We start from the raw sequence: 25,642 nt of genomic DNA, 5'->3' as shown, positions 1-25,642 counted from the left end.
GCCTAGAGGCCTGCACCCTCGTCAAGACCCAGCATCAGGTTCAGGTTCTGCACTGCCGCCCCCGACGCGCCCTTGCCGAGGTTGTCGAGGATCGCCGACACCACCAGTCGACCGGTCGCATCGTCGCCCAGCACGGCCAGCTCCAACCGGTTGGTTCCGTTCAGCTTCTGCGGGTTCTCGCGCGGCTCGACCTGGTCCAGCGGGCGCACTGTCACGAAACGGCTGGCCTTGTAATGCGCGGCCAGCGCGGCGTGGATGGCGGCCCGGTCCGGGCGCCCCTTCAGAGCGGCGGAATACAGCGGGATCTGCACCACCATGCCCTGGGCATATTGGCCGACCGAGGGCGTGAAGATCGGTGTCATGGTCAGACCGGTGCGGGCTATGATCTCGGGCAGGTGCTTGTGAGTCTGGCCGGTGGCATAGATGAACGGTCCGGGGGGTGTATCGCCTTCGAACTCGGCCACCATGGCCTTGCCGCCGCCGGTGTATCCGGAAATGCCGAAGATCGCACAGGCGGTGTCGGTCGCCATCAGGTCCGCGTCGACCAGCGGCGCCAGCAAGGCGATGGCGCAGGTCGAATAACAGCCGGGGTTCGACACCCGGTCGGCTTTGGCGATGGCGTCGGCCTGGCCGGGCTTCAACTCGGGGAAGCCGTAGGTCCAGCCATCGGCGGTGCGATGGGCGGTCGAGGCATCGATCAGCCGGGTGTCCAGCCCGTCGCACAACGCCACCGCTTCGCGGGCGGCGTCGTCCGGCAGGCACAGGATCGCGACATCCGCGCGCGCGAAGGCATCCTTGCGCGCCGCGGCGTCCTTGCGCTTTGCCTCGGGCAGCGAAATCAATGTCAGATCTTCGCGCTTTGCCAGACGCTCGCGGATCTGCAATCCCGTCGTGCCGACTTCGCCGTCGATGAACACCGTTGCGGCCATGTGGTAACCCCCTTTTGCTGCGCGTGTGGCTTAACGGTCCACGTGGCGATTGCCAAGGCGACCGCAAGGGGTATCGGCGTGATCGCACCGGTCGGGAATGCCCCGACGTGCGTCCCGAACGCCCACAGGCCCGAAGGGCCGGATCGCGTGCGCCGCAGGCGCTCCGTTGTTTCAGACCCGGCTTGCCCCTTGCCCTGCGGTCCACGGATGGGCCAGATGGCGCCGCAGGCCCGCCCCCGTGGCCCGGAAAGGACGAAAGCATGGTCGATATCGCCACCCGCGTCTGGAACCACAAGTGGAAGATCGACCCGATCGTGCGCTCGCTGATCGATACCGACTTCTACAAGCTGCTGATGTGCCAGTCGGTGTTTCGCAACAAACCCGACGTGCGGGTGACCTTCTCGCTCATCAACCGGACCAAATCGATCCGTCTGGCCGACCTGATCGACGAGGGCGAATTGCGCGAACAACTGGATCACATCCGGTCGCTGTCGCTGTCGCGCGGCGAATCTACATGGATGCGCGGCAACACCTTTTACGGCAAGCGGCAGATGTTCACGCCCGAGTTCATGGACTGGTTCGAAACGCTGCGTCTGCCGGCCTATGAGCTGGAAAAACGCGACGGCCAGTATGAACTGACGTTCGAGGGCGCGTGGCCCGAGGTGATGCTGTGGGAAATTCCGGCGTTGTCGGTGCTGATGGAACTGCGCTCACGCCGCGTGCTCGACGACATGGGCCGGTTCGAATTGCAGGTGCTCTATGCCCGAGCGATGACCAAGCTGTGGGAAAAGGTCGAAGGGCTGCGCGATCTGCCGGGGCTGAAGCTGGCCGATTTCGGCACCCGGCGGCGGCATTCTTTCCTGTGGCAGGATTGGTGCGTGCAGGCCATGCAGGAAGGGCTGGGCGACAATTTCACCGGCACCTCGAACTGCCTGATCGCCAAGAACCGCGAGATGGAGGCGATCGGCACCAACGCTCACGAACTGCCCATGGTTTATTCCGCGCTGGCCGACACCGATGCCGAATTGCGCCGCGCCCCCTATGACGTGCTGGCCGACTGGCACGACGAACACGAAGGCAACCTGCGCATCATGTTGCCCGACACCTATGGCACCCCCGGCTTTCTCAGGCATGCGCCCGACTGGCTGGCGGGCTGGACCGGCATCCGCATCGATTCGGGCGATCCGGCGACGGGGGCGGAAACGGCCATTGCATGGTGGAAATCGCGCGGCGAGGATCCGCGCGAAAAGCTGGTGATCTTCTCGGACGGTCTGGACGTGGCCAAGATCCGCCAGTTGCTGCACCAGTTTGCCGGACGGGTCCGGGTGTCGTTCGGGTGGGGGACGTTGCTGACCAATGATTTCCGCGGCCTGGTGCCGGAAGACGCGCTGGCGCCGTTCTCGCTGGTCTGCAAGGCCGTGTCGGCCAACGGCCGCCCGACGGTGAAACTGTCGGACAATCCGAACAAGGCCATGGGGCCGGCGGACGAAATCGAACGCTACAAGCGGGTGTTCGATGTCGGCGAACAGGACGCCCAACGGTTGTTCGTCTGAACGTCGCCGCCTATGCCGACCAGGCGCGCGCCAGGCGCAGCGCCCGCTCGGCATAGGTCCTGCGACGCGGATCGGCGGGCGTCGTGCGCGGCATGATCCAGCCGCAGGACGCCAGCGCACGCAGCAGGGTGAACATGTCGATGTCGTCGTGCCCGCCGCCATACCCGTCGCACAGCGCCGCCGTCAGGTCGGCGCGGTTGGATGCATCGCAATGCTGGATCATCGCGGTGCCCAGATCATAGAGGCGATAGCCGAAACCGCTGTCGTCGAAATCGATGACATGCAGAATGCCGTCGCGCGCCAGCAGGTTTTCCTGCAACAGGTCGGCGTGGATCAGCCCGGTGTCCCACGCCCGTGCCGACAGCCGGGCGCGCAGCGCGTCACGGACCTCGGTCAGGAAATCGGCGTCCCCGTCGCTGAGCGCAGAGTTCTGCCAGAAGCGTCCCCACAGCGGAACATCGCCGGTCAGCCCGTCCAGATCCCAACGGGGGCGTTCGAAATCGCCGGGCGGGGTCCAGGCATCGGTGGCGCGGTGCATGTCGGCGGTCAGCCGGCCCAGCCGGTGATAGAGATCGGCCTGCTGCCCATCGGTGCCCGCGAAGGGTTCGCCGTCGGCACCGATGGGCGCGGCGTCGATCCATGTCACCAGCGACGCGCGCGGCCCGAACGCCGGTTTGCCCAGAAGATCGCCCTCCAGCGTGCGGATCGGACGCGGGCAGGGGATGGCCGCGTCCGCCAGTGCCTCGGTCCAGACCAGTTCCGAGCGGATTGCCGGATCGGTCTGGTATCCCGCACGGTGCAGGCGCAGAGCGGCCCGCTGTCCGTCCGGCAGGGTCACGTCGAACACCGCGTTCTCGCGGTTGCGGATCAGGCGCGGCGTGGCATTGTCGCAGCCCCACAGGCGCAGGGCGGCGATGGCATGGGCCTGGATGTCGTCGGGGGTCATTGCGCGTCCATCACCGATTGCAGGGTGTCGATGGCCAGGTCGATCTCGCCCGCGCGGATCGGCATCGGCGGGCGCATCTTGAGGATGTTCATGTGCCGCCCGATCCGCCCGATCAATATGCCACGGTCCTTCATCGCCTCGACGATCCGGGTGGCAAGTGCCGTCGCGGGGGCGCCGTCTTCTTCCAGCACCAGACCGAAGAACAACCCGTTGCCGCGCACCTCGGTGATGGCCGGGTGGGTGACGGATTTCAGACGGTCCAGCGCATGGGCGCCCATGGCGGCGGCGTGGGGGATCAGCGCGTCGCCCTCGATCACGTCCAGCACGGCGTTGGCGGCGGCGGCCGACACCGGATTGCCGCCGAAGGTGTTGAAATAGCCGAATGCGTTGCGGAACGCGGCCATCACGGGTTCGGTGGCGATGACGCCGGCCACGGGATGACCGTTGCCCATGGGCTTGCCCATTGTCACGACATCGGGCGCGATCCCCAGCCAGTCGTGCCCCCACCATTGCCCGATGCGTCCGAACCCCGGTTGCACCTCGTCGCACAGGATCAACCCGCTTGCCCGCCGGATTTCGCGCGCGGCGGCGTCGAAGAACCCCGGTGCCACGTTGGGCAGACCTTCGTTGGCGAAGATCGGACAGAGCATCATGGCGGAAAAGCCGTGCGGCGTGGATTGCAGATCGGCGATCGCGTCGGCGACATGGGCGGCGAAGGCCGCCGGGTCGGTATCGGATTCCGGCGCCGGAACCAGCCGGACATGGGGGGGATAGCCGCCGATGGGCGGGCGGCGCGTGGACAGCTGGGCCGTGGCCGTGGTGTTGCCATGATAGGTGTTGTCGGTGGCGATGATGCCGGTGTTGCCGGTGACGGCCTGCGCCATGCGCAGCGCGACATCGTTCGCCTCGGACCCCGTGCAGGTCAGCAGACCCTGGGTCAGCCCGTGGCCCAGCGTGCCGCAGATGCGGTCAAGCAGGTCGAGGATGCCGTCGTGCAGATACCGGGTGTGGGTGTTCAGCGTCGCGGACTGACGGGCGATGGCGTCGGTCACATGGGGGTGGCAATGGCCGACGTGGGGGACGTTGTTGTAGCAATCGAGATAGCGCTTGCCGTCGGCGTCCCACAGCCAGACGCCTTCGCCCCGCACAAGGTGCAGGGGCCGGTCATAGAAGGTCGGAACGTTCGGTCCGAGGCGCGCGGTGCGGCGGGCAATGAGATCATCCATGGCAGTGTTTTACCGCAAAGCGCGCAGGGGGCCAGCCCCCCGTCCCTGCGGGACGTCCCCCGGAGTTGATGGGGCAAGAAAAAGACCGGGAGCGCGGCTCAGTCATCGGGCGAGACGTTGCCGCGCAGGGCTTTCACCTCGCCGCGCACCTTCTTGGCCTTCAGGCGGCGTTTCTTGGCGCCGAGGGTGGGGCGGGTGGCGATCCGGCGCTTCGGCGTTTTCGTCGCCTCGAGGATCAGGGCGGCCAGCCGGTCGCGCGCGATGTCGCGGTTGCGGGCCTGGCTGCGGGTTTCGTCGACCTGAAGGATCAGCGCGCCTTCCTTGGTCCAGCGGCGACCGGCCAGCCGGCACAGCCGGGTCTTGACCGGGGGCGGCAGGTTCGGAGAGCGTTCAGCCTCGAACCGGAGTTCGACGGCCGAGGACACCTTGTTCACGTTCTGCCCGCCGGGACCGGAGGCGCGCAGGAAGCTTTCCGTGATCTCCCAATCCTCGATGGTGATCCTGTCGTTTATCCTCAGCATCGTTGGTGTCCGCCTTTCGCAGGCTTCATAACGCGCGCAGCCCCGATGTGGAAACGGGTTCAGGCCGGGGGCGGGGTGAAATATGCATCCTGATCGCCCCAGAAGGCGGCCACGTCGGCGCAGGTCACGCCGTGGGGCCGGTCATGGGCGATGGCGTGGATGTCTGCCGCCAGCATGGCGCAGGCGCGAAACAGCGCGTTGGCAAGGGCACGGGTGTCGGTCGTGCGGGCACGGTGCCGGTCGTGCAGATCGTTCGCGACGCAGATCAGCTCGAACATCACATCGCCCGCCGCCGCTTTGGGATAGCGGTGGATCGCGGCACGGACGACGTGGCGGGGCGTGCCGCCGTCCACAAGCAGGGCCACCACCGCGAATTCCTGGAACGCGGCAGTATCGAGGGGCCGGACCACGGGCCTGGATGTCGTGCGGGGATGCATTTCGGTGTTCTGCACCATCCCTTTGCCAAGGTGTAACAGCTTGTGGCGAAACACCGGCGATGGGCGGATGTTGTCCATTTTTCGCGCCTTGGTTGTTTGCGGCGCGCATTTTATCCGCGAATGGAACCCGCGGTGTGGGGCCGTGAACGGCGTTGGCATTCCCGACAAACGAAAAGGGTCACCGCCGCGCGATGACCCTTCGAACAATGTGGAGATGGGCCCGGTTAGAGCGGGAGCCCAATCATGGATGTTCTGCCCTCAGGATTGCCCTTGGGCGACGGCCCCCATGACTGTTCCGACCTCGATCTCGTTGATCATTCTAGACACTGGACCACCTCCTTTCAGTTGTTGCCGATAGGGGGGAGGGTGGCATGGATTCGTCATATGTCAAACCCATTTACGCGGTTTTCGCCGCAAGCCGGCGCACGATGAGGCGGAAAGGTATCAGGGCGATCACCGCCAGCGCCATCTTGACGCCCCAGTCTGCGGCGGCCAGCGACACCCAGAGCGGCAACGCCGGGCCTGCCCCCAGCAACGGAACCGGGCCGGTGGCCCACGACGTGTCGTTGCCCGGTTCGATGAAGGTCAGCGTGGCCGAGAAGGCGATGGTGAAGAACAGTGCCGTATCCAGGGCCGATCCGATCAGGGTCGACGCCAGCGGAGCGCGCCACCACCGTCCGCCACGCAGGCGGTTGAACACCGCGATGTCCACCAATTGCGCCGTCAGGAACGCCGTGCCGGACGCCAAGGCGATGCGCCCGGTGACCAGCGGTCCGAAATCGCCCGTGATCTGGGTGCCGATCAGCGAGCAGACGACGCCGGTCAGGAACCCCGCGAACACGACGCGGCGCGCAGTGGCGGCGCCATAGACGCGGTTCATCACGTCGGTCACGAGGAACGCCAGCGGGTAGGTGAACGCGCCAAGGGTCAGCCAGTCGCCCCAGAGGAACTGAACAAGGATATTCGAGGCCAGCACGATGGCGGCCATGGCGACGATGCCGGGAAAAAGACGCATGCGGATGTTCCGTTTTGACAAGGGGTTCGGAGACTTGGCCCCGTTTGGGCGGGACGTCCGCTCAATACGCCCGGTGCGGTGCGTTCGCAAGTGTCATGGCATCATTCGATGACGCGGTAATCGACGAATTCGGTATGCTGCACGGCGATGAAATTGTCGTCCGAGATCATCGTCAGCCGGATGGCGCCCGCCGCGTCGCGCCAGACGGCGATGCCTTCGAGGTTGTCGTGCAGCAGGTTGAAGCTGCTGAACAGCGTGTCCTCTTCGGTGACGCCGTGTTCGCCCAGCGTGAACCGGCGCACCCGGCTGGCAAAGCCGAACAGGCCGTCGAACCGCCGCTCCAGCAGGTAGAGCCGCCCGTCGGGGCCGAAATCCGCGCCCACGGGCAGGAAGCTGCCACGTCGGGACAGGGTAAAGGGTTGCGTCCATCGTCCGCCGGCGAAACGATAGACCGGGAACGGCCGGCTGAGCGCGCCCGAGCGTTCGGGCATCGTGTAAAGGGCGCCATCGGGACCGATGGCCAATGCTTCGAGACCGGCGTTCTTTTGCAGTCGGCCAAAGGCCGGCGCGGCGGGCAGCGCGGTGGCCGCATCCCCCGGCGTGTCATAGCGCCAGATCCGGTGTTCGATCTCGAACGACACGAAGATGCGCCCGTCGCGACCGACGGCAATGCCTTCGGCGTCGCGAAAGCGCGGCGCCAACCTGCGGCCGTCGGGGCCCTTTAGGGTGTCGAATGTTCGGGTCGCAACGTGGGTCACCACGCCCTTGGCATCGCGTGTCAGCCGGCCACGGGTGATCCAGCCCCGGTCGGACACGGCGGTGAATTCGGTGCCGCCGGCGTCGAGTTCAAGCGCCGAAAAACCGCCGTACCGGGGATCGGCCACGTCCCAGCGATACCGCCCGACAAACTCGGCCCCCGCCGCGAGGGACGGCAGGGGCAGGCACAGCAGGGCAATCAGGAGCAGGAACGGCGTTTTCAGCGCGACAGCACCGCGTTGCACTGGCGCGGCAGGTCGGCCATCGTCAGCTCGCGCTTCTTCTTCGGTGGTGGCGCGTTCGGATCACGCGGCTTCGGTGGTGGCGGGTTCAGGATGTTGTTCACCCAGTCCTGCGCATCGGCGCACCCGTCACCGGCGGGCTGTGTTGCCTGATCCTCGCAATTCGGGGTGCCGCGCGGGCATTTCAGGCGGACATGGAAGTGATAGTGGTGACCATACCAGGGGCGGATCTTGTTCAACCACGACCGGTCGCCTTTCTCATCGTTGCACATCTTCACCTTTGCGCCGGGGAAGATGAAGATCCGCGCCACGGCCGGATCGCTGGCCGCCGCCTTCAGCAGCTCGTGATGGGCGCGGGTCCAGTTGCCGTTGGTATAGGCGCCGTTGGCGCGGCGCAGGGAGATCGACGAGATGTTCTCGCGGTCCTGGCGCGACAGGTTCAGGTTGTCGGCGGGGCGCAGCCAGATGTCGGCGTCCAACCCGATCTGGTGGCTGGCGTGCCCGGTCAGCATCGGCCCGCCACGGGGTTGCGATATGTCGCCGACATAAAGGCCGTTCCAGCCGGGCAGGGCCGCGGCCTTGCGCGACAGGCGTTGCAGATAGGCGATGGTGTCGGGGTGGCCCCAGTTGCGGTTCCTGGACAGGCGCATCGCCTGCCATGTCGGGCCGGTCTCGGCCAGTTCCGCGCCGCCCGCCAGGCATCCCTTGGAATAGAAGCCGAGCGGTTGCGGGCTTTGCGGTGATCCGGAGCGTTCGGCACCGAACAACTGCTTGGCCAGCCCGCTGCGGGTGACGATATCGCCGGCGAAATCCTGGCTGGACAGGCGGGTGCCGGGGCGATCGCGCCCGCCACAGGCCGCCAGAAGGGACAGGCCCAGCAACGCCACGATCTTGGTTGTGTGTCTCATACTGCTCGATCTCCGTCGGGTTTCACCCAGCGTAGCAGAAACAGCCCCAGCACGAAAAGCCCGATCAGGGGGGTGACGCCGATCTGCTGGCTGGCGCTGGCCCATGTGGCGATGCCGATCAGCAACGGGGCCAGGAACGACGTCGCCTTTCCGGCCAGCGCGTACAAGCCGAACGCCTCGGTCATGCGGGCCGGATTGGCCTGGCGCACCAGCATCGTGCGCGATGCGGATTGCAGCGCGCCGCCCGCCGCCCCGATCCCCGCGCCCAGCACCATGAAGGCGATGTCGGGCAGGCTCGACTCAGGCGCGACGCCGATCCCGAACACCGACGTGCGCGAGATGAAGACGACACCGACGGCAATGCAGGTCAGCACCAGAATGCAGGCCGCGATCACCGGACGCGGCCCGAAGGCGGCATCGGCCCGCCCGCCCAGCCAGGCAAACACCGCCCCGGCCACGATGGCCACGATGCCGAAGATGCCGGTCTGGGTAACGCTCCACCCCAGGACGCCGGCGGCATAGATTCCGCCGAAGACATACATCCCGTTCAGCGCATCGCGATAGACCATCGACGACAGCAGATAGGCGAACAGGCTGCGCGTTTGCGGCAATCGGCGCAGGGTGCGGCCCAGCCCGGCGATCGCGGTGGCAAAGGTGCCGGGGGCGGGGCGCGCGGTGCGCGGATCACGAACCCACAGGAAGAACGGCACCATGAACACCACATACCAGAGCGCAGTAAGCGGCCCGACGAATCGCGTGCCCTCACGCGCGGCCACGTCCAGACCGAAGGGGGGCGTGATGCCGGCCATGGTCGTGCCGGTGAGGGGGTCCGCCTCGAACACCGCCAGCATGATCACCAGCGCCAGCAACCCGCCAAGATACCCGAACGCCCATCCGTTGCCGGACAAACGCCCGATTTCCTCGCGCGTGCCCAGTTCCGGCAGCATGGAGTTGGTGAAGATCGTCGCGAACTCCATCCCGATCAGCCCCAGCGCGAAGAACGTCATCGTGCTGAGCAGGTTGAAATCGTCGGGCGCCGCGAACCACAACCCCGATGCACCGACGACATAGAGGACCGAGAACCCCCAGATCCAGCGCACCCGCCGTCCCGACGTGTCGGCCAGCGCGCCCAGCACCGGCGCCAGCAGCGCGATGGCGATCCCCGCCGCACCGATCCCGAATCCCCAGGCCGATTGCGCTGCGGTTCCGTCGCCCAGCACATCCTTGACGTAGGGGCCGAAGATGAAGGTGAGAAGAAGCGTGTTGTAGGGTTGCGAGGCCCAGTCGAAGAAGAACCATCCCCAGATGCGCTTGCGGTGCGTGGTGTCGGCCATAATCGCTCCTTCTGACAGGCCGATCAAAGCCGGTTCGGCCTGTCAGCGCAATGGTTTGGACCAGGCGGTCGGGGCGGGATCGCCTTCGGCGAGAGTATTTCGGGCAAGAAAAAACCGGGGCGTCAGTGTGGGGCGAAAACCGACCATCCGGTGCGGTCGGCCAGCATTTCCAACGCCCGCGAGGCCAGTTGCGAATTGCCCACCGCGTTCAGGCCCGGTGACCAGCAGCCGATCGATGCCCGGCCCGGCGCCACGGCAAGGATCGCGCCGCCGACGCCGCTTTTGCCGGGCAGGCCGACCCGGAACGCGAATTCGCCCGATCCGTCATAATGTCCGCAGGTCAGCATCAACGCGTTGATCTGGCGGGCCATCCGCCCCGAGATCACCCGCGAACCGCCGGGCGCCAGACAGCCGTCATAGGCCAGGAACCGCCCGGCCAGGGCGAGTTGGCGGGCCGTCATGGCGACCGCGCACTGGTGATAATAGACGCCGAGGGTCATGGCCGGATCGCATGTCAGGTTGCCGAAATCACGCATGAAGTTGGCCAATGCGGTGTTGCGGTATCCGGTTGCTTCCTCGGAACGGGCCACCGTCTCGTCGATCATGATCGTATCGTCGCCCGCCGTGTAGCGGATGAATTCCACGATCAGGCCGATCGCCTCGCGTGGCTCGTATCCCGACAGGACCGCATCGGTGACCGCGATCGCTCCGGCGTTGATGAACGGATTGCGCGGAATGCCCTGCTCGTGTTCAAGTTGCACGATGGAATTGAACGGATCGCCCGACGGTTCGCGCCCGACCCGGCTCCACAGTGATTCGCCCATTTGGCCCAGGGCGACGGCAAGGGTGAACACCTTCGAGACGCTCTGGATCGAAAACGGCGTGTCGGCGTCGCCGGCATTGATCACGTCCCCATCGGGGGTCACCACCGACAACGCGAACTGTTGCGGATCGATGCAGGCCAGCTGTGGAATATACGACGCGACGCGGCCGCGGTCGTCACTTTCGGCCAATTCCTCGGCGATTTCGGTGACGATGACGCGCAGGGCATCGGTGCTGAGTGCGGAATGGGTCATGGCGCGCTGCCTAGCGCAAGACAGGTGGATCGACCACCTGTTTCAGACGTCCCGAGTCAGCATTCCGGCGGCCAGGGACGGCGCGCATCGGCCTCGGCCCAGGCTGCGATCCAGTCGGGCAGGGGGGGCGAGGCCCCGTCATGGCCCAGGGCGGTCGCAGCGCGCGCCATGGGGACGATCCCGTTGCCATCGGTGACGGCGGTGCGCATCAACGCGTTGCTCGTCGCCTCGCCTTTGCGCCACATCGACTGTTCGATATACAGGAACCGCGCATCCCATCCGACAATCCGCGTCCGCATCTCGACCCGGTGAAACAGCCGCACCCGCCGACGATAGCGCACCGACGATCCGGCGACCGTGCCGATCCAGCCCTCGCGCCGCATCACGTTGATCACGCCCAGCCGCTGAAACAGCACCATCCGCCCGAAATCATAGAGCGTCAGCGTGCGCCCGTTGTTCAACTCGCGCCAGACGTCGATGTCCTGCGGCCAGCAGACGTGGTGCGACACGTGGGTGTCGAACAGGCCCAGCGGCGGCGCCTTGCGAAACTTGAGCATTTCCTTGGCAAGTCGGATCACGGGATACATCGCGGGCCTCCATGGTTGCGCCCCGCACCTGTCGTGAACGCCGGGCCCCGTCAAAGAGGACGTTGCGGCACTTGGCCTCCCTTGCCCTGCCCGGGCCGCGCCATTAGGTAACCCGCGACCTTGATGACAGGAACACCGCGCCCATGACCTCGCTCTTTCAAATCCTGATGCTGATTCTCGACGTCGTCTGGTTCATCATGATCGCCCACATCGTGATGTCCTGGCTGATCAACTTTCAGGTGCTGAACACGCGTCAGCCGCTCGTGGCGCAGATCTGGTATGGCCTGAACCGCCTGCTCGAGCCGATTTACGGCCCGATCCGCCGCGTCCTGCCCAACATGGGCGGCCTCGACCTTGCGCCGCTGGTCGCACTGATCGCGATCTACGCAATGCAGATCATCCTGCGAAACAACGCCTCCGCCTTCTACTGATCCACCGGCGGCCCGGCTTTTTCTTGCCGGAAATACTCGCGCCGCAGGCAAGCCCCGCAGGGGCTTTCACTTGTTCCGCGATCGCGGCTGTGGGACAAGGCCGCAGTCACGCAATCCCCCCGCAACAGGTTCCAGCGCCGCCATGTCCGAAGCCAAATCCCTGCTGTCCTCGGTCTTCGGCTTTTCTGATTTTCGCCCGGGCCAGGAGGAAATCGTCGAGGCGGTGACCCGCGGCGAGAACACGCTGGCGATCATGCCGACGGGTGGCGGCAAATCCCTGTGTTTCCAGTTGCCGGCCTTGTGCCGCGAGGGCGTGACCCTTGTCATCTCGCCGCTGATCGCGCTGATGCGCGATCAGGTCCGGGGCCTGCGCGAAGCGGGGGTCGAGGCGGGTGCGCTGACCTCGGCCAACACCGAAGCCGAGCGTGACGAGGTGTTCGAGGCGCTGGAAGCGGGGCGCACCAAGCTGCTCTACATGGCGCCCGAGCGGCTGGCCGCGGGCGGCACCATCGGCATGCTGCGCCGTATCGGTGTGTCGATGATCGCGGTGGACGAGGCCCATTGCGTCAGCCAATGGGGCCATGACTTCCGCCCCGACTACCTGGCCATCGGACGGCTGCGTGAAACCCTCGACGTACCGCTGGCCGCCTTCACCGCCACGGCCGACGAGGAAACCCGCGAAGAAATCGTGCAACGCCTGTTCGCAGGCCAGGCGCCGCGCCTGTTCCTCGGCGGCTTCGACCGGCCCAACATCCATCTGGCATTCGCGCCCAAGAACGGACCGAGGAAGCAGATCCTGACCTATGCGAGCGCGCGCAAGGGGCAGTCGGGCATCGTCTATTGCTCGTCGCGGGCCAAGACCGAAGACATCGCCGCCGCCCTGCGCGCCGAAGGCCACGCCGCCTGTCACTACCACGGGGCCATGGACGCGGACGACCGGCGCGAGGTCGAGCGGCGGTTTTCCCAGGAAGACGGGCTGATCGTGACCGCCACCGTGGCCTTCGGCATGGGCGTGGACAAGCCCGACATCCGCTGGGTGGCCCACGCCGACCTGCCCAAGAGCATCGAGAGCTATTACCAGGAAATCGGGCGCGCGGGCCGCGATGGCGCACCGGCGGAAACCCTGACGCTCTATGGTCCCGACGACATCCGCCTGCGCCGCACCCAGATCGACGAGGGGCTGGCCCCCGCCGAGCGCAAGGGCGCCGATCATGGCCGCCTGAACGCCCTGCTGGGCCTGGCCGAGGCACTGGGATGTCGGCGTCAGAAGCTGCTGGCCTATTTCGGCGAGGACGCCGCGCCCTGCGGCAATTGCGATCTGTGCGACCGGCCGCCCGAGACGTTCGATGCCACCACCCCGGTGCGCATGGCCCTGTCGGCGATCCTGCGCACCGACGAATGGTTCGGCGCCGGCCACCTGATTGACATCGTCATGGGCAACGCGACCGACAAGGTCCGCGCGCGCGGCCATGACGGGTTGCCGACCTTCGGCGTCGGCAAGGAGTATACCAAGCCGCAATGGCAGGCGGTGTTCCGCCAGATGATGGGGCATGACCTGGTGCGCCCCGACCCCGAACGGCACGGCGCGCTGCGGATGACGGAAAACGCACGCCCGATCCTGCGGGGCGAAGCCGGGATCACCCTGCGCCGCGACGTGATCCGCGCCGCGCAATCCGCCCGCCCCGCGGTCCGCGCCATGGTCAACGAGGAAGACGCGCCGCTGTTGTCGGCCCTGAAGGCGAAACGCCGCGCCCTGGCCGAAGCGTTGCGCGCCCCGGCCTACGTGGTGTTCACCGACCGCACGCTGGTGGAAATGGCCGAGAAACGCCCGACGACGCTGGACCAGATGGCGGGCATCGGCGGGGTCGGCGCGACCAAGCTGGAGCGTTACGGCGCGGCCTTCCTCGAGATCATCACGGGGGGCGCGCCGGATCCGGTGCATCCCATGCGCCGCAAGATGGCCGGGCGCAGCGCGGGCGCGGTGTTCGACCGCCTGCACGAGGCGCAGACGGATCTTGCGCGCGGCACCGACGGCACCGAAAAACCGATGTCCTGCACCAACAGCACGCTGAAATGGATCGCCGAACGCCGCCCCGCGACGCTGGATGAGCTGGAACGCGCGCCGGGCATGAGCGCGCCGAAGGTCGAACGTTTCGGCCCCGCGTTCCTCGAGGTGCTGGCCGAAGGTTGAGCCTGGGCCGCAGCCCGCTAGATACCCCAACGACACAGGAGGAGCCGACATGCTCGTGGTGATTTCACCGGCCAAGAAGCTGGATTGGCAGGAAACCGACACGCCGATGACCCGTCCCGATTTCCTGAAGGACGCGGGCACGCTGGCCGGTCACGCGCGGCAACTGACGCTGGGCGGGCTGAAGGACCTGATGGACCTGTCCGACGATCTGGCGCGGCTGAACCGCGACCGCTTTGCTGCCTTCGACAACGACCCCGATCCCGACGCTCTGCGCCCCGCCGCTCTGGCCTTTGCCGGTGACACCTATCGCGGATTGGAGGCGCGCAGCCTCGAGCCGGACGCGATGGACTGGGCGCAGGACCATCTGCGCATCCTGTCCGGCCTTTACGGGCTGCTGCGCCCGCGCGACGGGATCCAACCCTATCGGCTTGAAATGGGCAGCAAGCTCAAGTCGCGCCGCGGCAAGGATCTTTATGCCTATTGGGGCACCACCCTGTCGAAGGCGCTGAATGCACAGGCCGCGGCGGTCGGCGCCGATGTGCTTGTGAACTGCGCCAGTCAGGAATATTTCGGCGCGGTGGATCAAGACGCGCTGAAGCTGCGAGTCATCACGCCGCAATTCATGGAACTGAAGGACGACCGTCCGCGCATCGTCAGCTTTTTCGCCAAGGCCGCACGGGGGGCCATGGCGCGCTTTGTTGTCGAACACCGGCTGACCGATCCCGAGGCCTTGCTGGACTTCGACACCGGGGGCTATGCCCATGCGCCCGAATTGTCCGAACCCGACCGCCCGGTGTTCCTGCGCGATTATCCATCCACCTGATCCGGCAGCGCCGCGGCGCGCACGGCGTCGATCACGGCAAGCAGCCGGGCCTTGGACAGCGGCTTCGTCAGATGGCTGTCGATTCCGGCGGCCCGGCTGTCTTCGACATCGCCCGACAGGGCGTGGGCGGTCATGGCGTGGATCGGGACGCGGTTCAGGCCGTTTGCAGCCTCAAGGGCGCGGATCCGGCGCGTCGCCTCGCGCCCGTCCATCAACGGCATGGAAATATCCATGAAAACCAGGTCGGGCGGTGCGCGGGTAAAGGCCTCGACCACCTCGGCCCCGTTGTTCACCACCGTCAGGTCGAGGTCGGCATCCTTCAACATGCGCTCGAGAACCAGGCGATTGGTCTTGTTGTCCTCGGCCGCCAGAACCTTCAGGCGGGTGGCGTTGGCGGGCAGACGCGGCGAATCGAGTGGCGGAGATGCGGCCGACGGCGGTTTGCCCGCGGCCCCCGCGCCATTCAGCAGGGTCGACATCGCGCGCCGGGTGGCGGGAAAGGCGATTTTTTCCGATGTCCCGGCGACACGCGCGGCCAGGCCGGCATCGACATCGATGATCCGCACCGCGGGCGGCGGTTCGGGCGGGCGGCGCAGCGCAAGGATCACGTCCCGCGCCGCGGGCGATGCGGGCCATGTGCCGCCCGGACAGATCCTCGCCGTCCCGCCCAGCGCTGAAACCTGTCGTGCAAGGGCCGCGCGCACCGGCGTGTCGGGCCCGATGATCCAGATGCCGGCGTCGGGCGAAATCCGGGCCGGCGCGAAGTCGCGACGAAATTCCGCCAGGGGCAGGCGGGCGCTGAAGACGCTGCCCTTGCCGACGCGCGACGTCACGTCGAGAGTGCCGCCCATCAGTCCGACCAGCTCGCGCGCGATGGCCAGGCCCAGGCCGGTGCCGTCAAATCGGCGTGCATGCCCGTCATCGACCTGGTTGAAGACCCCGAACACATGGTCCAGCTTGTCGGCCGGAATGCCGATCCCGGTGTCCTCGACCTCCAGCACGATACAGCCGTCGCCATCGTCCCGGGCCACGCGCACCGTGATGTGACCGTTCTCGGTGAACTTGATGGCGTTGCCGACCAGGTTCGTGACGATCTGGCGCACGCGCCCCTCGTCACCGGTGACGAGGCCCGAAAGATCGGCGGCAAAGTCGATCACGATCGGCAGGCCGGCGTTGCGCGCCACCGGTTGCAGCAGCCGCACCGTGGCATGGAGGCATTCCTCGAGGTCGAAGGGCGCGACCTCCAGCTGCATCTTGCCCGCCTCGATCTTGGAAAAGTCGAGGATGTCGTTGATGATCACCAGAAGCGCCTGTCCCGACGTCTTGATCGTTTCGGCGCACGTCTTCTGTTCGTCGCTCAGTGGCCCCTCGGCCAGCATGTCGATCATGCCGATCACGCCGTTCATGGGCGTGCGTATCTCATGGCTCATGTTCGCGAGGAAGTTGGATTTGGCCCGGTTCGCGGCCTCGGCGCGCGCGCGCTCACGCTCCAATGCGGCCTGTTGCTGTTTTGCGGCGGTGATGTCGATGCGCAGTCCGACGCGGCCGCCATCGGGCGTCACGCGTTCGATGATCCGCAGCCAGCGGTCGTCACCCAGTTGCTGCTCGAGCGTGAAGTCGCCCTGTCGGTGAGCGTTCATCCGCTCTTCCAGCCATTGTTCCTCGCGCCCGACCGCATCCTTGTAATGCCCCGACGCCAGCCCGAGACGCAGGATATCCTCGAACGTGGTGCCGGGCACGATCTGTGCGGCGCTGTCGGGAAACACCGCGCGATAGCGTTCGTTCGACATGATCAGCCTGTCGTCCTGATCGAAGACGACAAAACCGTCGGGCACCGCTTCGATGGCGGCACGGGTGCGCAGGCTTTCGGTCTGGTTGATGCCCAGGGTGACCATCCCGCCATCGGGGGTGCGCCGGTCCAGCAGCTTCACGAATTGACCGTTCCACAGCTTCAAAACCGCCGGTTCCGGTTCGGGGGTGTCCCAGCGTGCCTTGAACGCCCTGCGCCAGGCGTCGGGTTCGCCCTGGGGGTCGACGATGCCCTCGTCGATCAGCAGGTCCACCATCTCGTGAAAGGCGATGCCGGGCGCGATGCAATGCAATCCGTCGAACACCGCCAGATAGGCGTTGTTGGCGACGATCAGTCGGTGTTCGTGATCGAACATCGCGAAGCCGTCGCGCATGGATTGCAGCGCCGCCCACAGCCGGGTTTCCGCGGTATCGGCGGCTGCGCGCGCGCGTTCCAGATCCTCACGCGTCTGGACGAAGTCGCCATGCAGCGATTCCGATTGCGACCGGATTTCCGCGACCTCGTCCCGCTGCTCGATGATCTCGGCGCTCAGCGTGCGGGCGTGATCGGCCAGCTTGCGGTTGGCGGCTTTCAGCTCGCGTTGGCGCATGTCCAGCAGGCGTTCGGCCGCCAGACGCGCACGCCGTTCGTTTTCCAGGATCGAAGACAGGTTCATCGGCAGGTCCCGTGGACGCCGGATTTTCCGGCACGTCATGCGACCCTGCGCCATCCGGGTAAACACGCGCTTAACGCCCGCGACCGGGGGCGCCGCTTGTCCGAATCGTGGCGCTGTGAGACGCTTTGCATCACCCGGTTCCGTGGAAGGTTTCCCCATGCTTCGCATCGTCGTTCTGATCCTGACCCTCGGGGGTCTTGCCTCCGCCGCCACCGCCCAGACCCCGATCCCCGAGCGGCGGCTGAGCGTCAGCCGGGACATCGATTTCTTCGGCGGCGATCTGCGCTCGATCTTCGACACGACGTTCCAGGTGTGCCGCACCGCCTGTCTCAGCGATGGGAATTGCCGCGCCTTCACCTTCAACGAACGCTCGAATGCGTGTTTCACCAAGTCCAGCGTCACCGACCTCAGCCCCTACCAGGGTGCAACGTCGGCCGAGGTGATCGACCGCGACCCCGCCGTCATCGCCCGGTCCCGGACATTGGCCGCAACGCTGGACTTCCTGCGCGACAGCGATCTGGCCGCGGCATTGAGCGAGGCCGAGGATCTGCCCGCCCGTCATCCCGGCACCGGGGCCAGTGCCGTCGATCTGTTGCAAAATGCGCGCGCGGCCCGGGCCGCCGGCAATCCGGGGCGGGCGCTGGCCCTGACGGGCACGGTCGTGGGCATTACCGACGCGGCCGACCTCTGGACGGAATACGGCCGGCTTCTGCTGGCGGTCGAAACCAACAACAGCGCCCAACGCCGCACCTATCGCGAACGTGCGGTGTCGGCGGCGATCAACGGCTATCTGCGGGCCGCATCGGTGGCCGAACAGGTGGCCGCGCTGGGCGTTCTGGCCGATGCGCTGGAGCGCACGAACCGGGGCCGCGACATGATTCCGGCCCTGCGCCTGTCGCAATCGCTGGCGCCGCGCGACGACGTCGCGGCGCAACTGGACGACGCCATCGCCAAGTTCGGTTTCCGAATCGAGGACACGATAGTCGAGAGCGATGCCGCGCGGCCGCGCATCTGCGCGCAATTTAGTGAACCGCTGGTGCAGGCGGGGGTCGATTACGGCCCCTTCGTGCAGACCGACGACAGCGGGCTGGTGGTGCAGACCGAAGGCGCGCGGCTGTGCCTTGACGGGGTCGAACACGGTGAACGTTACCGCATCACGTTGCGCGAAGGCCTGCCTGCGGCGTCGGGCGAAACCCTGGCGAAATCGGTCGCGCTGACCCTTTACGTGCGCGACCGCGCGCCGGTCGCGCGGTTTCCCGGTCGCGGTTACATCCTGCCTGCGGGGGGCGACGTCGCGCTGCCGATCGTCACGGTCAACCTGTCCGAGGTCGATCTGACGCTGTATCGCGTGTCGGACCGCAACCTGATCCGGTCGATCCAGGACGACATGTTCGCGCGCCCGGTGCCGGAATACCGCCAGGGTGAATTTGCCTCTGAAATTGCCGAAAGGATCTGGACCGGCACCGGCGACGTGCAGACCGACCTGAACCGCGACATGACCACCCGCCTGCCCATCGGCGCGGCGGTGGGCGCGCTGGAGCCGGGGATCTATGTGCTGCAGGCCGCGATCCCCGATTCCGACCCCTACGACGACCCCGCCGCGGCGCAGTGGTTCGTGGTTTCGAACATCGGGATTTCGGCGCTGTCGGGCAACGATGGCCTGCGCGTTTTCACCCAGGGCCTTGACGATGCACAGCCGCTGGACGGTGTCGCGTTCACCCTGCTGTCGCGCGCCAACGCGGTGCTGGGGCGCGCCACATCCGATGGCGGTGGCGAGGCGGCGTTCGCGCCCGGCCTGACCCGTGGCACCGGCGCCGCCGCACCCGCGTTGCTTTTGGCCGAACGCGGCGACGACATGGCGTTCCTGCCGCTGAGCGACCCCGAGTTCGACCTGTCGGATCGCGGCGTCGAGGGGCGCCCGCCCGCCGGGCCAGTGGACGTGTTCCTGACCACCGACCGGGGCGCCTATCGCGCGGGCGAAGTCGTGACCGCCACGGCCCTGCTGCGCGATCCCGATGCCGAGGCGATCGAGCGGCTGCCCCTGACCGCGATCCTGCACCGCCCCGACGGCAAGGAATATGCGCGCATCCTGTCCGAAGATGCGCCCGCCGGGGGGCACGTCCTGACCTTTCCCATCGGCGCGGACGCGGCGCGCGGCACGTGGCGGCTGGACGTGTTCGTCGATCCCGATGTGCCGCCCTTGGCCAGCACGACCCTGCTGGTCGAGGATTTCCTGCCCGAACGGATCGATGCCGACCTGTCGCTGCCCGAGGGCGCGCTGTCGGCGAATGCGCGCACGCCGCTGACGGTCGACGCGCGTTATCTGTTCGGCGCGCCCGGTGCCGACCTGGGGGTCGAGGCCGAAGTGCGCGTGACACCCGCCACCGCCGTCGACGGCTTTCCCGGTTATCGGTTCGGACGCCACGACGATCCGGTGAACGCGCTGACGCGGTATCTCGATTCGACCCGCACCGATGCGTCGGGGCGCGCGGTCCTGCCGGTGGACCTGCCCCAGGGCCTTGCCACCGACCGACCGCTGGACGCGCGGATCATCGCCCGCGTCACCGAAGGGTCGGGCCGCCCCATCGAGCGTGAGATCACGCGCGCGGTCGCCGCCACCACGCCGATGATCGGCATCAAGCCCGCCTTCGACGGCCCGTTGTCCGAAAACACCGAGGCGTCGTTTCAGGTGGTGGCGATCAACACCAGCGGGCCGATGCCCGCGCGCTGGACCGTTAACCGGATCGAAACGGAATACCAGTGGTATACCCTGAACGGCCAATGGGAATGGGAGGAGACGACCCGCCGCACCCGCATCGCCACGGGCGAAATGACCTTGGGCACCGATCCCGTCACCGTGTCCACCCCCGTCGAATGGGGCCGCTACGAGGTGCGCATCGAACGGCTGGGCGGTGAATATGTCGCCTCGTCCATGGGGTTCGATGCCGGATGGTATGCGGCCGGCGATGCCGTCGCCACGCCGGACGTTCTGGAATTGTCGCTGGATCGCGAAAGCTATGACGTCGGCGATACCGCGCAGTTGCGGATCGTGCCGCGCACCGGCGGGATGGCGCGGATCACCGTGATGTCGGATCGGGTCATCTCGACCGAAACCATGGCGGTGGAGGCGGGCGAGACCGTGATCCCCGTTCCGGTCACCGAAGACTGGGGCGCGGGGGCCTATGTGACGGCCACCGTGCTCAGCCCGGCGGATGGGGCGGGGGCCGCTCCGTCGCGGGCGCTGGGGCTGGCCTATGGCGCCGTCGATCCGGGGGCAGGGCGGCTGACGGCGACCTTCGACGTGCCGGGCGAGGCGAAACCGCGCCAACCGTTCGAGGTCGCGCTGAAGGTCGACGGCGCGGCCGAGGGCGACACCGCCCATGCCGTTATTTCGGCCATCGACGTGGGAATCCTGAACCTGACCGGGTTCGAGACGCCGGATCCGGCGGACTATTATTTCGGCCAGCGCAAGCTGGGCGTGGCGATCCGCGACGTTTACGGACGGCTGATCGACGGGACGAACGGCGCGCTGGGCGCCGTGCGCTCGGGCGGCGACGGGGCGGCGGGCATGCGGATGCAATCGCCGCCGCCGACCGAAAAGCTGTTGGCGTTCACCACCGGCCCCCTGACCGTGGGCGCCGACGGCTATGCGCGCACCACCTTCGATCTGCCGGCGTTCAACGGCACGGTGCGGCTGATGGCGGTGGTGTGGTCCGCAAACGGGGTCGGCAGCGCCGAACAGGATGTCCTGGTGCGCGACCCGGTGGTCGTCAACGCCAGCCTGCCCAGGTTCCTGGCCCCCGGCGATCAGTCGCGGATGCGGCTTGAGGTGACCCATGCCACCGGACCCACGGGAGATGTTGCCGTGCGGCTGGGGGGTGCGGGCCTGTCCATCGGCACCGCCGCGCTGCCGGCGCGGTTCGATCTGGCGCAGGGCGAGACGAAAACCTTCAGCGTGCCGCTTGGCGCATCCGAGGCGGGCGATTACACGGTCGAGCTGACCCTGACCACGCCCGACGGTTCCGATCTGACGCGCAGGTTCACCTTGCCGGTGCGCGCCAACGATCCCGAGGTGCAGACCACAAGCCGGTTCGACCTGGCGGCGGGCGATACCTTCACCTTCTCGCACGACGTGTTCGCGGGGCTGCGTCCGGGCACCGGCACCGCCACCCTGACCGCCGGTGCACTGGCGCGGTTCAATTCGCCTGGCCTGCTCGAGGCGCTGGACCGTTACCCCTATGGCTGCACCGAACAGGTGACGTCGCGGGCGATGCCGCTGCTGTATCTGTCGTCGGTGGCCCGGGCCATGGGCTTTGGCACCCGCGATCAGCTGGATGAACGTATCGCCCAGGCGGTAACCCGCGTTCTGGACAACCAGACGCCATCGGGCAGCTTTGGCCTGTGGCGCCCGGAGTCGGGTGACTTCTGGCTGGATGCCTATGTCACCGACTTCCTGTCGCGGGCGCGGGCGCGCGGCATCGAGGTGCCGCAGAACGCCTGGCGCAGCGCGCTCGACAACCTGCGCAACAGGGTGAATTACGCGCCGGATTTCGACGATGGCGGCGAAGACATCGCCTATGCGCTGCACGTTCTGGCGCGCGAGGGCGCGGCGGCGATCGGCGATCTGCGCTATTATGCGGATGTGAAGGCGGCGGACCTGGCAACGCCCCTTGCAGCGGCGCAACTGGGCGCCGCGCTGGCCGCTTACGGTGATCCGACGCGGGCCGACGCGCTGTTCGCCCAGGCCGGGCGGATGCTGGCGCAGCCGCAGGACACGACCCGCCGCTATCGCGCGGATTACGGCACCCGGTTGCGCGACAGTGCCGCCGTTCTGACCCTGGCGGTCGAGGCGGGCAGCGATGCCATCGACCGTGACGCCCTGATCGACACGGCCGCCCCCCTGCAGGGTGGCCCCGAACGGTCGACGCAGGAGGCGATGTGGTCGCTGATGGCGGCCAACGCGCTGATCGGCGATGCGGCGCGCGACGGGCTGACGGTGAACGGCGAAGCGCCGGACGGCCCGCTGATCCGCGTGATCGAGGCGGATACGGCCACCGCGCCGGTCGAAATCGCCAACACCTCGGACCGGGCGGCGACGCTGACCCTGACCACCTTCGGCGTGCCCGAGGTGCCCCCGGCCAAGGGCGGCGACGGCTATGCCATCGAGCGGACGCATCTGGACATGGACGGCAACCCCGTGACGCTGGACGATGTGGCGTCGGGCACCCGTCTGGTCACCGTCCTGACGGTGCAACCCTTCGCCGACACCCGCGCCCGCCTGCTGGTGGTCGATCCGTTGCCCGCCGGCTTCGAGATCGACAATCCCAACCTGATGCAATCCGCCGACACCTCGGCGTTCGACTGGCTCGATACCTTGCAGGACGTGGAAACCGCCGAATTCCGCACCGACCGCTTCATGGCGGCTGTGGACTGGCGCAGCGATGCGGCGTTCCGCCTGGCCTATGTCGTGCGGGCGGTGTCGCCGGGACGGTTCCACCATCCCGCAGCCAGCGTCGAGGACATGTATCGGCCACGCTATCGCGCCAACACCGACGCGGGTCAGGCCACGGTCCGCGAATGAAGGGCAGCATCAAGGCGCGCGCCACCTGGGAGGCGCTGGAGCGTCCGGGCGGCGACACCTGCCGCCTGATCGCCGAACCGGACGGCTGGATGCTGGTGGGACATGCGTGGTTCCGCCAACCCGGGTGCGATGCACGGCTGGACTATGTCGTGCGCTGCGACCGTGACTGGCTGTCGCAGAGTGCCGATGTCACTGGCACCGTATCAGGCGAAACGGTCGGTTGGCGATTGTGCCGCGATGCCGAAGGCTGGATGCTGAACGATGTGCCGGTCGCGAACACTGCGGGATGCCACGACGTCGACCTCGGGTTCACGCCCGCGACGAACCTGTTGCCGGTGCGCCGTCTGGGGTTGCAGGACGGCGTGGCACACCGGGTCGATGCCATCTGGCTGCGCGTGCCCGAGGGCCGGGCCGAGGTGCTGCGCCAGAGTTACGAGCGGGTGGATCACCGTAATATCCTGTATCGTTCGCCCGGGTACGAGACGCGGCTGGAACTGCACCCCTCGGGCTTCGTCACCCTCTATCCCGAGGGGTGGCAGGGTGACGTCGATGCGGGCTGAGAGGGTTCTATTCGCGTTGGCCGTCGCGTTGTTCTGCATCGGTGCGGCGCGTGACGGGATCGACGCCTGGATCGACCGCACCGATTTGCCCTCACTGGCCATCGAGACAGGGACCGAGGTGCGCGACCGCCACGGCGACCTGTTGCGCGCCTATGTGGTGGGCGACGGGCGCTGGCGTCTGGCGACCGGGCTGGATGCCGTCGATCCGACCTATGTGAGCATGCTGATCGCCTATGAGGACAAGCGGTTCCGCCGTCATGCCGGGGCCGATCCATGGGCGATCCTGCGAGCCGGTGCGGATGCGGTTCTGCACGGCGGTGTGCGTTCGGGGGCGTCCACGCTGACCATGCAGGTCGCGCGCCTGCTCGAGGATGGGCCGACCGGCGCCTGGGGCGGCAAGCTGCGCCAGTTACGCGTCGCGCTGGCGCTGGAGCGGCGGTTGGGCAAGGACGCGATCCTGACCCTGTATCTGAACCGCGCGCCCTTTGGCGGCAACATCGAAGGGGTGCGGGCGGCCGCCCTGACGTGGTTCGGCAAGGAGCCGCGCCGCCTGACCCCGGCCCAGGCGGCACTGTTGGTCGCGCTGCCGCAATCGCCCGAAACCCGCCGCCCCGACCGCCATCCCGCCATGGCGCGCAGCGCACGCGACCGGGTGCTGGACCGGCTGGCCGGGGCAGGGGGGCTGTCGCCGGATGCGGCCATCGCCGCGAAACGCGAACCGATCCCGACCGAGCGGCGCGCCTTTCCCGCGTTGTCGCCCCATCTGGCCGACCGGTTGACCGGCGATGCGCCCGGCGCGCCCGTCATCGCCACGACGCTGGAGCGCCCGCTTCAGGGCGCGCTGGAAAGCCTCGCCCGTCAAGCGCTGCGCGGGCGGGGCGACCGGTTGTCCATCGCGATCATGGTGGCGGACCATACGACGGGTGACATTCTGGCACAGGTCGGATCGGCCGATTACGACAACGATCCGCGACAGGGCTTCGTGGATATGACCCGCGCCCTGCGCTCGCCGGGATCGACGCTGAAACCGCTGGTCTATGGTCTGGCGTTCGACCGCGGCCTGGCCCACCCCGAAACCCTGATCGATGACGTGCCGACGGCCTTCGGCCCCTATGCGCCACAGAATTTCGACGGTCAGTTTCGCGGCACCGTCCGGTTGCGCGAAGCCTTGCAGATGTCGCTGAACATTCCGGTGGTGAAACTGACCGAGGCGCTGGGCCCCGCGCGCCTGACCGACGCGCTGCGCCGGGCTGGCACCGATGTGGTGGTGCCGGGCGGGCGGCCTGGCCTTGCGGTCGCGCTGGGTGGGGCCGGTGTGACGCTGGAGGGGATGGTGCAGCTTTACGCGACGCTGGCCAATGGCGGGCGGCGGGTCGATCTGCGCGCGACGCCGGACACCGTGGCGCCCGGTGCGGCCGTGATCTCGCCCGAGGCGGCGTGGCATGTCGGAGATATCCTGTCGGGCCTTGCGCCGCCGCCGGGTGCGCCGCGCAACGGATTGGCCTACAAGACCGGCACCTCCTATGGCCACCGCGATGCCTGGGCGATCGGCTGGGACGGGCGGCATGTCGCGGGGGTGTGGATGGGACGGCCCGACGGCACCCCGGTGCCGGGGGCCTTCGGTGGCGATCTGGCCGCGCCGGTGCTGTTCCAGACCTTCGCGCGGATCGCACCCACGCTGACGCCGCTGGCCCCACCGCCGCCCGCAACGCTGATGACCGGCACCGCCGATCTGCCCGCGCCGCTGCGCCGGTTCCGGGGTCCGGCGGAAATCCGCAGCCAGGCAGGATCGCCACCCCCGGTGATCGCGTTTCCGCCTGACGGCGCGCGGATGCGGATCGACAAGGGGCAGCTGACCATCAAGCTGCGCGACGGGCGCGCGCCGTTCACCATCCTGGCCGATGGTGTTCCGGTGGCCGTGCAGTCAACTGAACGCGAAACGCGCATCGACGTCGCCGCACCTGGGTACATCACCCTGTCGGTGATCGACGCCGCCGGAAAATCCGCGCGCAGCCAAGTACGGCTCGACGATACCGGTGGCGGCTGAAACAACCCCGGTGG

19 protein-coding genes are annotated in these 25,642 nt (G+C 67.5%); 7 read left to right on the top strand and 12 right to left on the bottom strand.

What is annotated here, in order from left to right; translation table 11 throughout:
• Positions 1-2: 2 nt before the first annotated feature.
• Positions 3-929 (bottom strand): N-acetyl-gamma-glutamyl-phosphate reductase, encoded by a 927-nt coding sequence (gene argC, locus CFP68_RS06250; RefSeq protein WP_099825915.1) that lies wholly within the window; start codon positions 927-929, stop codon positions 3-5.
• Positions 930-1,189: 260 nt separating this feature from the next.
• Here argC and pncB point away from each other — a divergent pair, with 260 nt between their 5' ends.
• Positions 1,190-2,482 (top strand): nicotinate phosphoribosyltransferase, encoded by a 1,293-nt coding sequence (gene pncB, locus CFP68_RS06245; RefSeq protein WP_099825910.1) that lies wholly within the window; start codon positions 1,190-1,192, stop codon positions 2,480-2,482.
• A 10-nt stretch (positions 2,483-2,492) separates the two neighbouring features.
• Here the strand turns inward: pncB and CFP68_RS06240 are convergent, their stop codons facing one another.
• The 10 genes from CFP68_RS06240 to CFP68_RS06195 all read right to left on the bottom strand — a co-directional run bounded on the left by CFP68_RS06240 (position 2,493) and on the right by CFP68_RS06195 (position 11,530).
• Entirely contained in the window at positions 2,493-3,428 is a 936-nt protein-coding gene (locus CFP68_RS06240; protein WP_099825906.1) for a phosphotransferase enzyme family protein, read from the bottom strand.
• Positions 3,425-4,654, bottom strand: a complete 1,230-nt coding sequence (locus CFP68_RS06235; protein ID WP_099825903.1) for an aspartate aminotransferase family protein — start codon at positions 4,652-4,654, stop codon at positions 3,425-3,427. Before CFP68_RS06235 ends, CFP68_RS06240 begins: the two co-directional genes overlap by 4 nt.
• Positions 4,655-4,752: 98 nt before the next feature.
• Complete coding sequence (gene arfB, locus CFP68_RS06230) at positions 4,753-5,175, bottom strand: alternative ribosome rescue aminoacyl-tRNA hydrolase ArfB (RefSeq protein ID WP_099825900.1); 423 nt, start codon at positions 5,173-5,175, stop codon at positions 4,753-4,755.
• Positions 5,176-5,234: 59 nt separating this feature from the next.
• Entirely contained in the window at positions 5,235-5,690 is a 456-nt protein-coding gene (locus CFP68_RS06225) for a hypothetical protein (protein ID WP_099825895.1), read from the bottom strand.
• Positions 5,691-6,009: 319 nt separating this feature from the next.
• Complete coding sequence (locus tag CFP68_RS06220; protein WP_099825890.1) at positions 6,010-6,627, bottom strand: queuosine precursor transporter; 618 nt, start codon at positions 6,625-6,627, stop codon at positions 6,010-6,012.
• Positions 6,628-6,728: 101 nt separating this feature from the next.
• Positions 6,729-7,628 carry an esterase-like activity of phytase family protein gene (locus tag CFP68_RS06215; RefSeq protein WP_241523979.1) on the bottom strand — a complete coding sequence of 300 codons (900 nt, stop codon included), beginning with the start codon at positions 7,626-7,628 and terminating at the stop codon, positions 6,729-6,731.
• Positions 7,604-8,533, bottom strand: a complete 930-nt coding sequence (mepA, locus tag CFP68_RS06210; RefSeq protein ID WP_099825884.1) for a penicillin-insensitive murein endopeptidase — start codon at positions 8,531-8,533, stop codon at positions 7,604-7,606. The genes CFP68_RS06215 and mepA overlap by 25 nt, the downstream gene beginning before the upstream one ends.
• Entirely contained in the window at positions 8,530-9,867 is a 1,338-nt protein-coding gene (locus tag CFP68_RS06205; protein ID WP_099825881.1) for an MFS transporter, read from the bottom strand. The genes mepA and CFP68_RS06205 overlap by 4 nt, the downstream gene beginning before the upstream one ends.
• Before the next feature lie 122 nt (positions 9,868-9,989).
• The gene (locus CFP68_RS06200) at positions 9,990-10,943 is read right to left on the bottom strand and encodes a glutaminase (RefSeq protein ID WP_099825875.1); all 954 of its coding nucleotides are present in this window, start codon (positions 10,941-10,943) and stop codon (positions 9,990-9,992) included.
• Positions 10,944-10,999: 56 nt separating this feature from the next.
• Positions 11,000-11,530 (bottom strand): thioesterase family protein, encoded by a 531-nt coding sequence (locus CFP68_RS06195; protein WP_099825870.1) that lies wholly within the window; start codon positions 11,528-11,530, stop codon positions 11,000-11,002.
• A 143-nt stretch (positions 11,531-11,673) separates the two neighbouring features.
• Between CFP68_RS06195 and CFP68_RS06190 the strand changes: the two genes are divergently transcribed.
• From CFP68_RS06190 to yaaA, 3 genes are all read left to right on the top strand, one after another.
• Positions 11,674-11,961 carry a YggT family protein gene (locus CFP68_RS06190; RefSeq protein WP_099825867.1) on the top strand — a complete coding sequence of 96 codons (288 nt, stop codon included), beginning with the start codon at positions 11,674-11,676 and terminating at the stop codon, positions 11,959-11,961.
• A gap of 142 nt (positions 11,962-12,103) precedes the next feature.
• Positions 12,104-14,152, top strand: coding sequence for a DNA helicase RecQ (gene recQ / locus CFP68_RS06185; RefSeq protein WP_099825862.1), 2,049 nt, complete (start codon positions 12,104-12,106; stop codon positions 14,150-14,152).
• 49 nt (positions 14,153-14,201) lie between these two features.
• On the top strand, positions 14,202-14,975 hold the full coding sequence (yaaA, locus tag CFP68_RS06180; protein WP_099825859.1) for a peroxide stress protein YaaA: 774 nt from the start codon (positions 14,202-14,204) through the stop codon (positions 14,973-14,975).
• Here yaaA and CFP68_RS06175 read toward each other — a convergent pair.
• A complete protein-coding gene (locus CFP68_RS06175; protein ID WP_099825855.1) occupies positions 14,960-17,440 on the bottom strand; it encodes a PAS-domain containing protein in 2,481 nt (826 codons plus the stop codon). The genes yaaA and CFP68_RS06175 overlap by 16 nt on opposite strands.
• A gap of 157 nt (positions 17,441-17,597) precedes the next feature.
• Here CFP68_RS06175 and CFP68_RS06170 point away from each other — a divergent pair, with 157 nt between their 5' ends.
• Genes CFP68_RS06170 through pbpC form a run of 3 tightly spaced genes read left to right on the top strand, consistent with a single transcriptional unit; the run spans position 17,598 to position 25,628 of the window.
• A complete protein-coding gene (locus CFP68_RS06170; RefSeq protein WP_099825852.1) occupies positions 17,598-23,021 on the top strand; it encodes an alpha-2-macroglobulin family protein in 5,424 nt (1,807 codons plus the stop codon).
• Positions 23,018-23,581: a putative glycolipid-binding domain-containing protein gene (locus CFP68_RS06165; RefSeq protein ID WP_099825846.1), complete on the top strand. Its 564-nt coding sequence runs from the start codon at positions 23,018-23,020 to the stop codon at positions 23,579-23,581. The genes CFP68_RS06170 and CFP68_RS06165 overlap by 4 nt, the downstream gene beginning before the upstream one ends.
• Positions 23,571-25,628: a penicillin-binding protein 1C gene (pbpC, locus tag CFP68_RS06160; protein ID WP_099825841.1), complete on the top strand. Its 2,058-nt coding sequence runs from the start codon at positions 23,571-23,573 to the stop codon at positions 25,626-25,628. The genes CFP68_RS06165 and pbpC overlap by 11 nt, the downstream gene beginning before the upstream one ends.
• Positions 25,629-25,642 lie beyond the last annotated feature (14 nt).

The organism is Oceaniglobus indicus (assembly GCF_002751875.1).
Lineage (GTDB): Bacteria > Pseudomonadota > Alphaproteobacteria > Rhodobacterales > Rhodobacteraceae > Oceaniglobus > Oceaniglobus indicus.
This window is presented reverse-complemented; position numbering and strand designations above follow the sequence as displayed.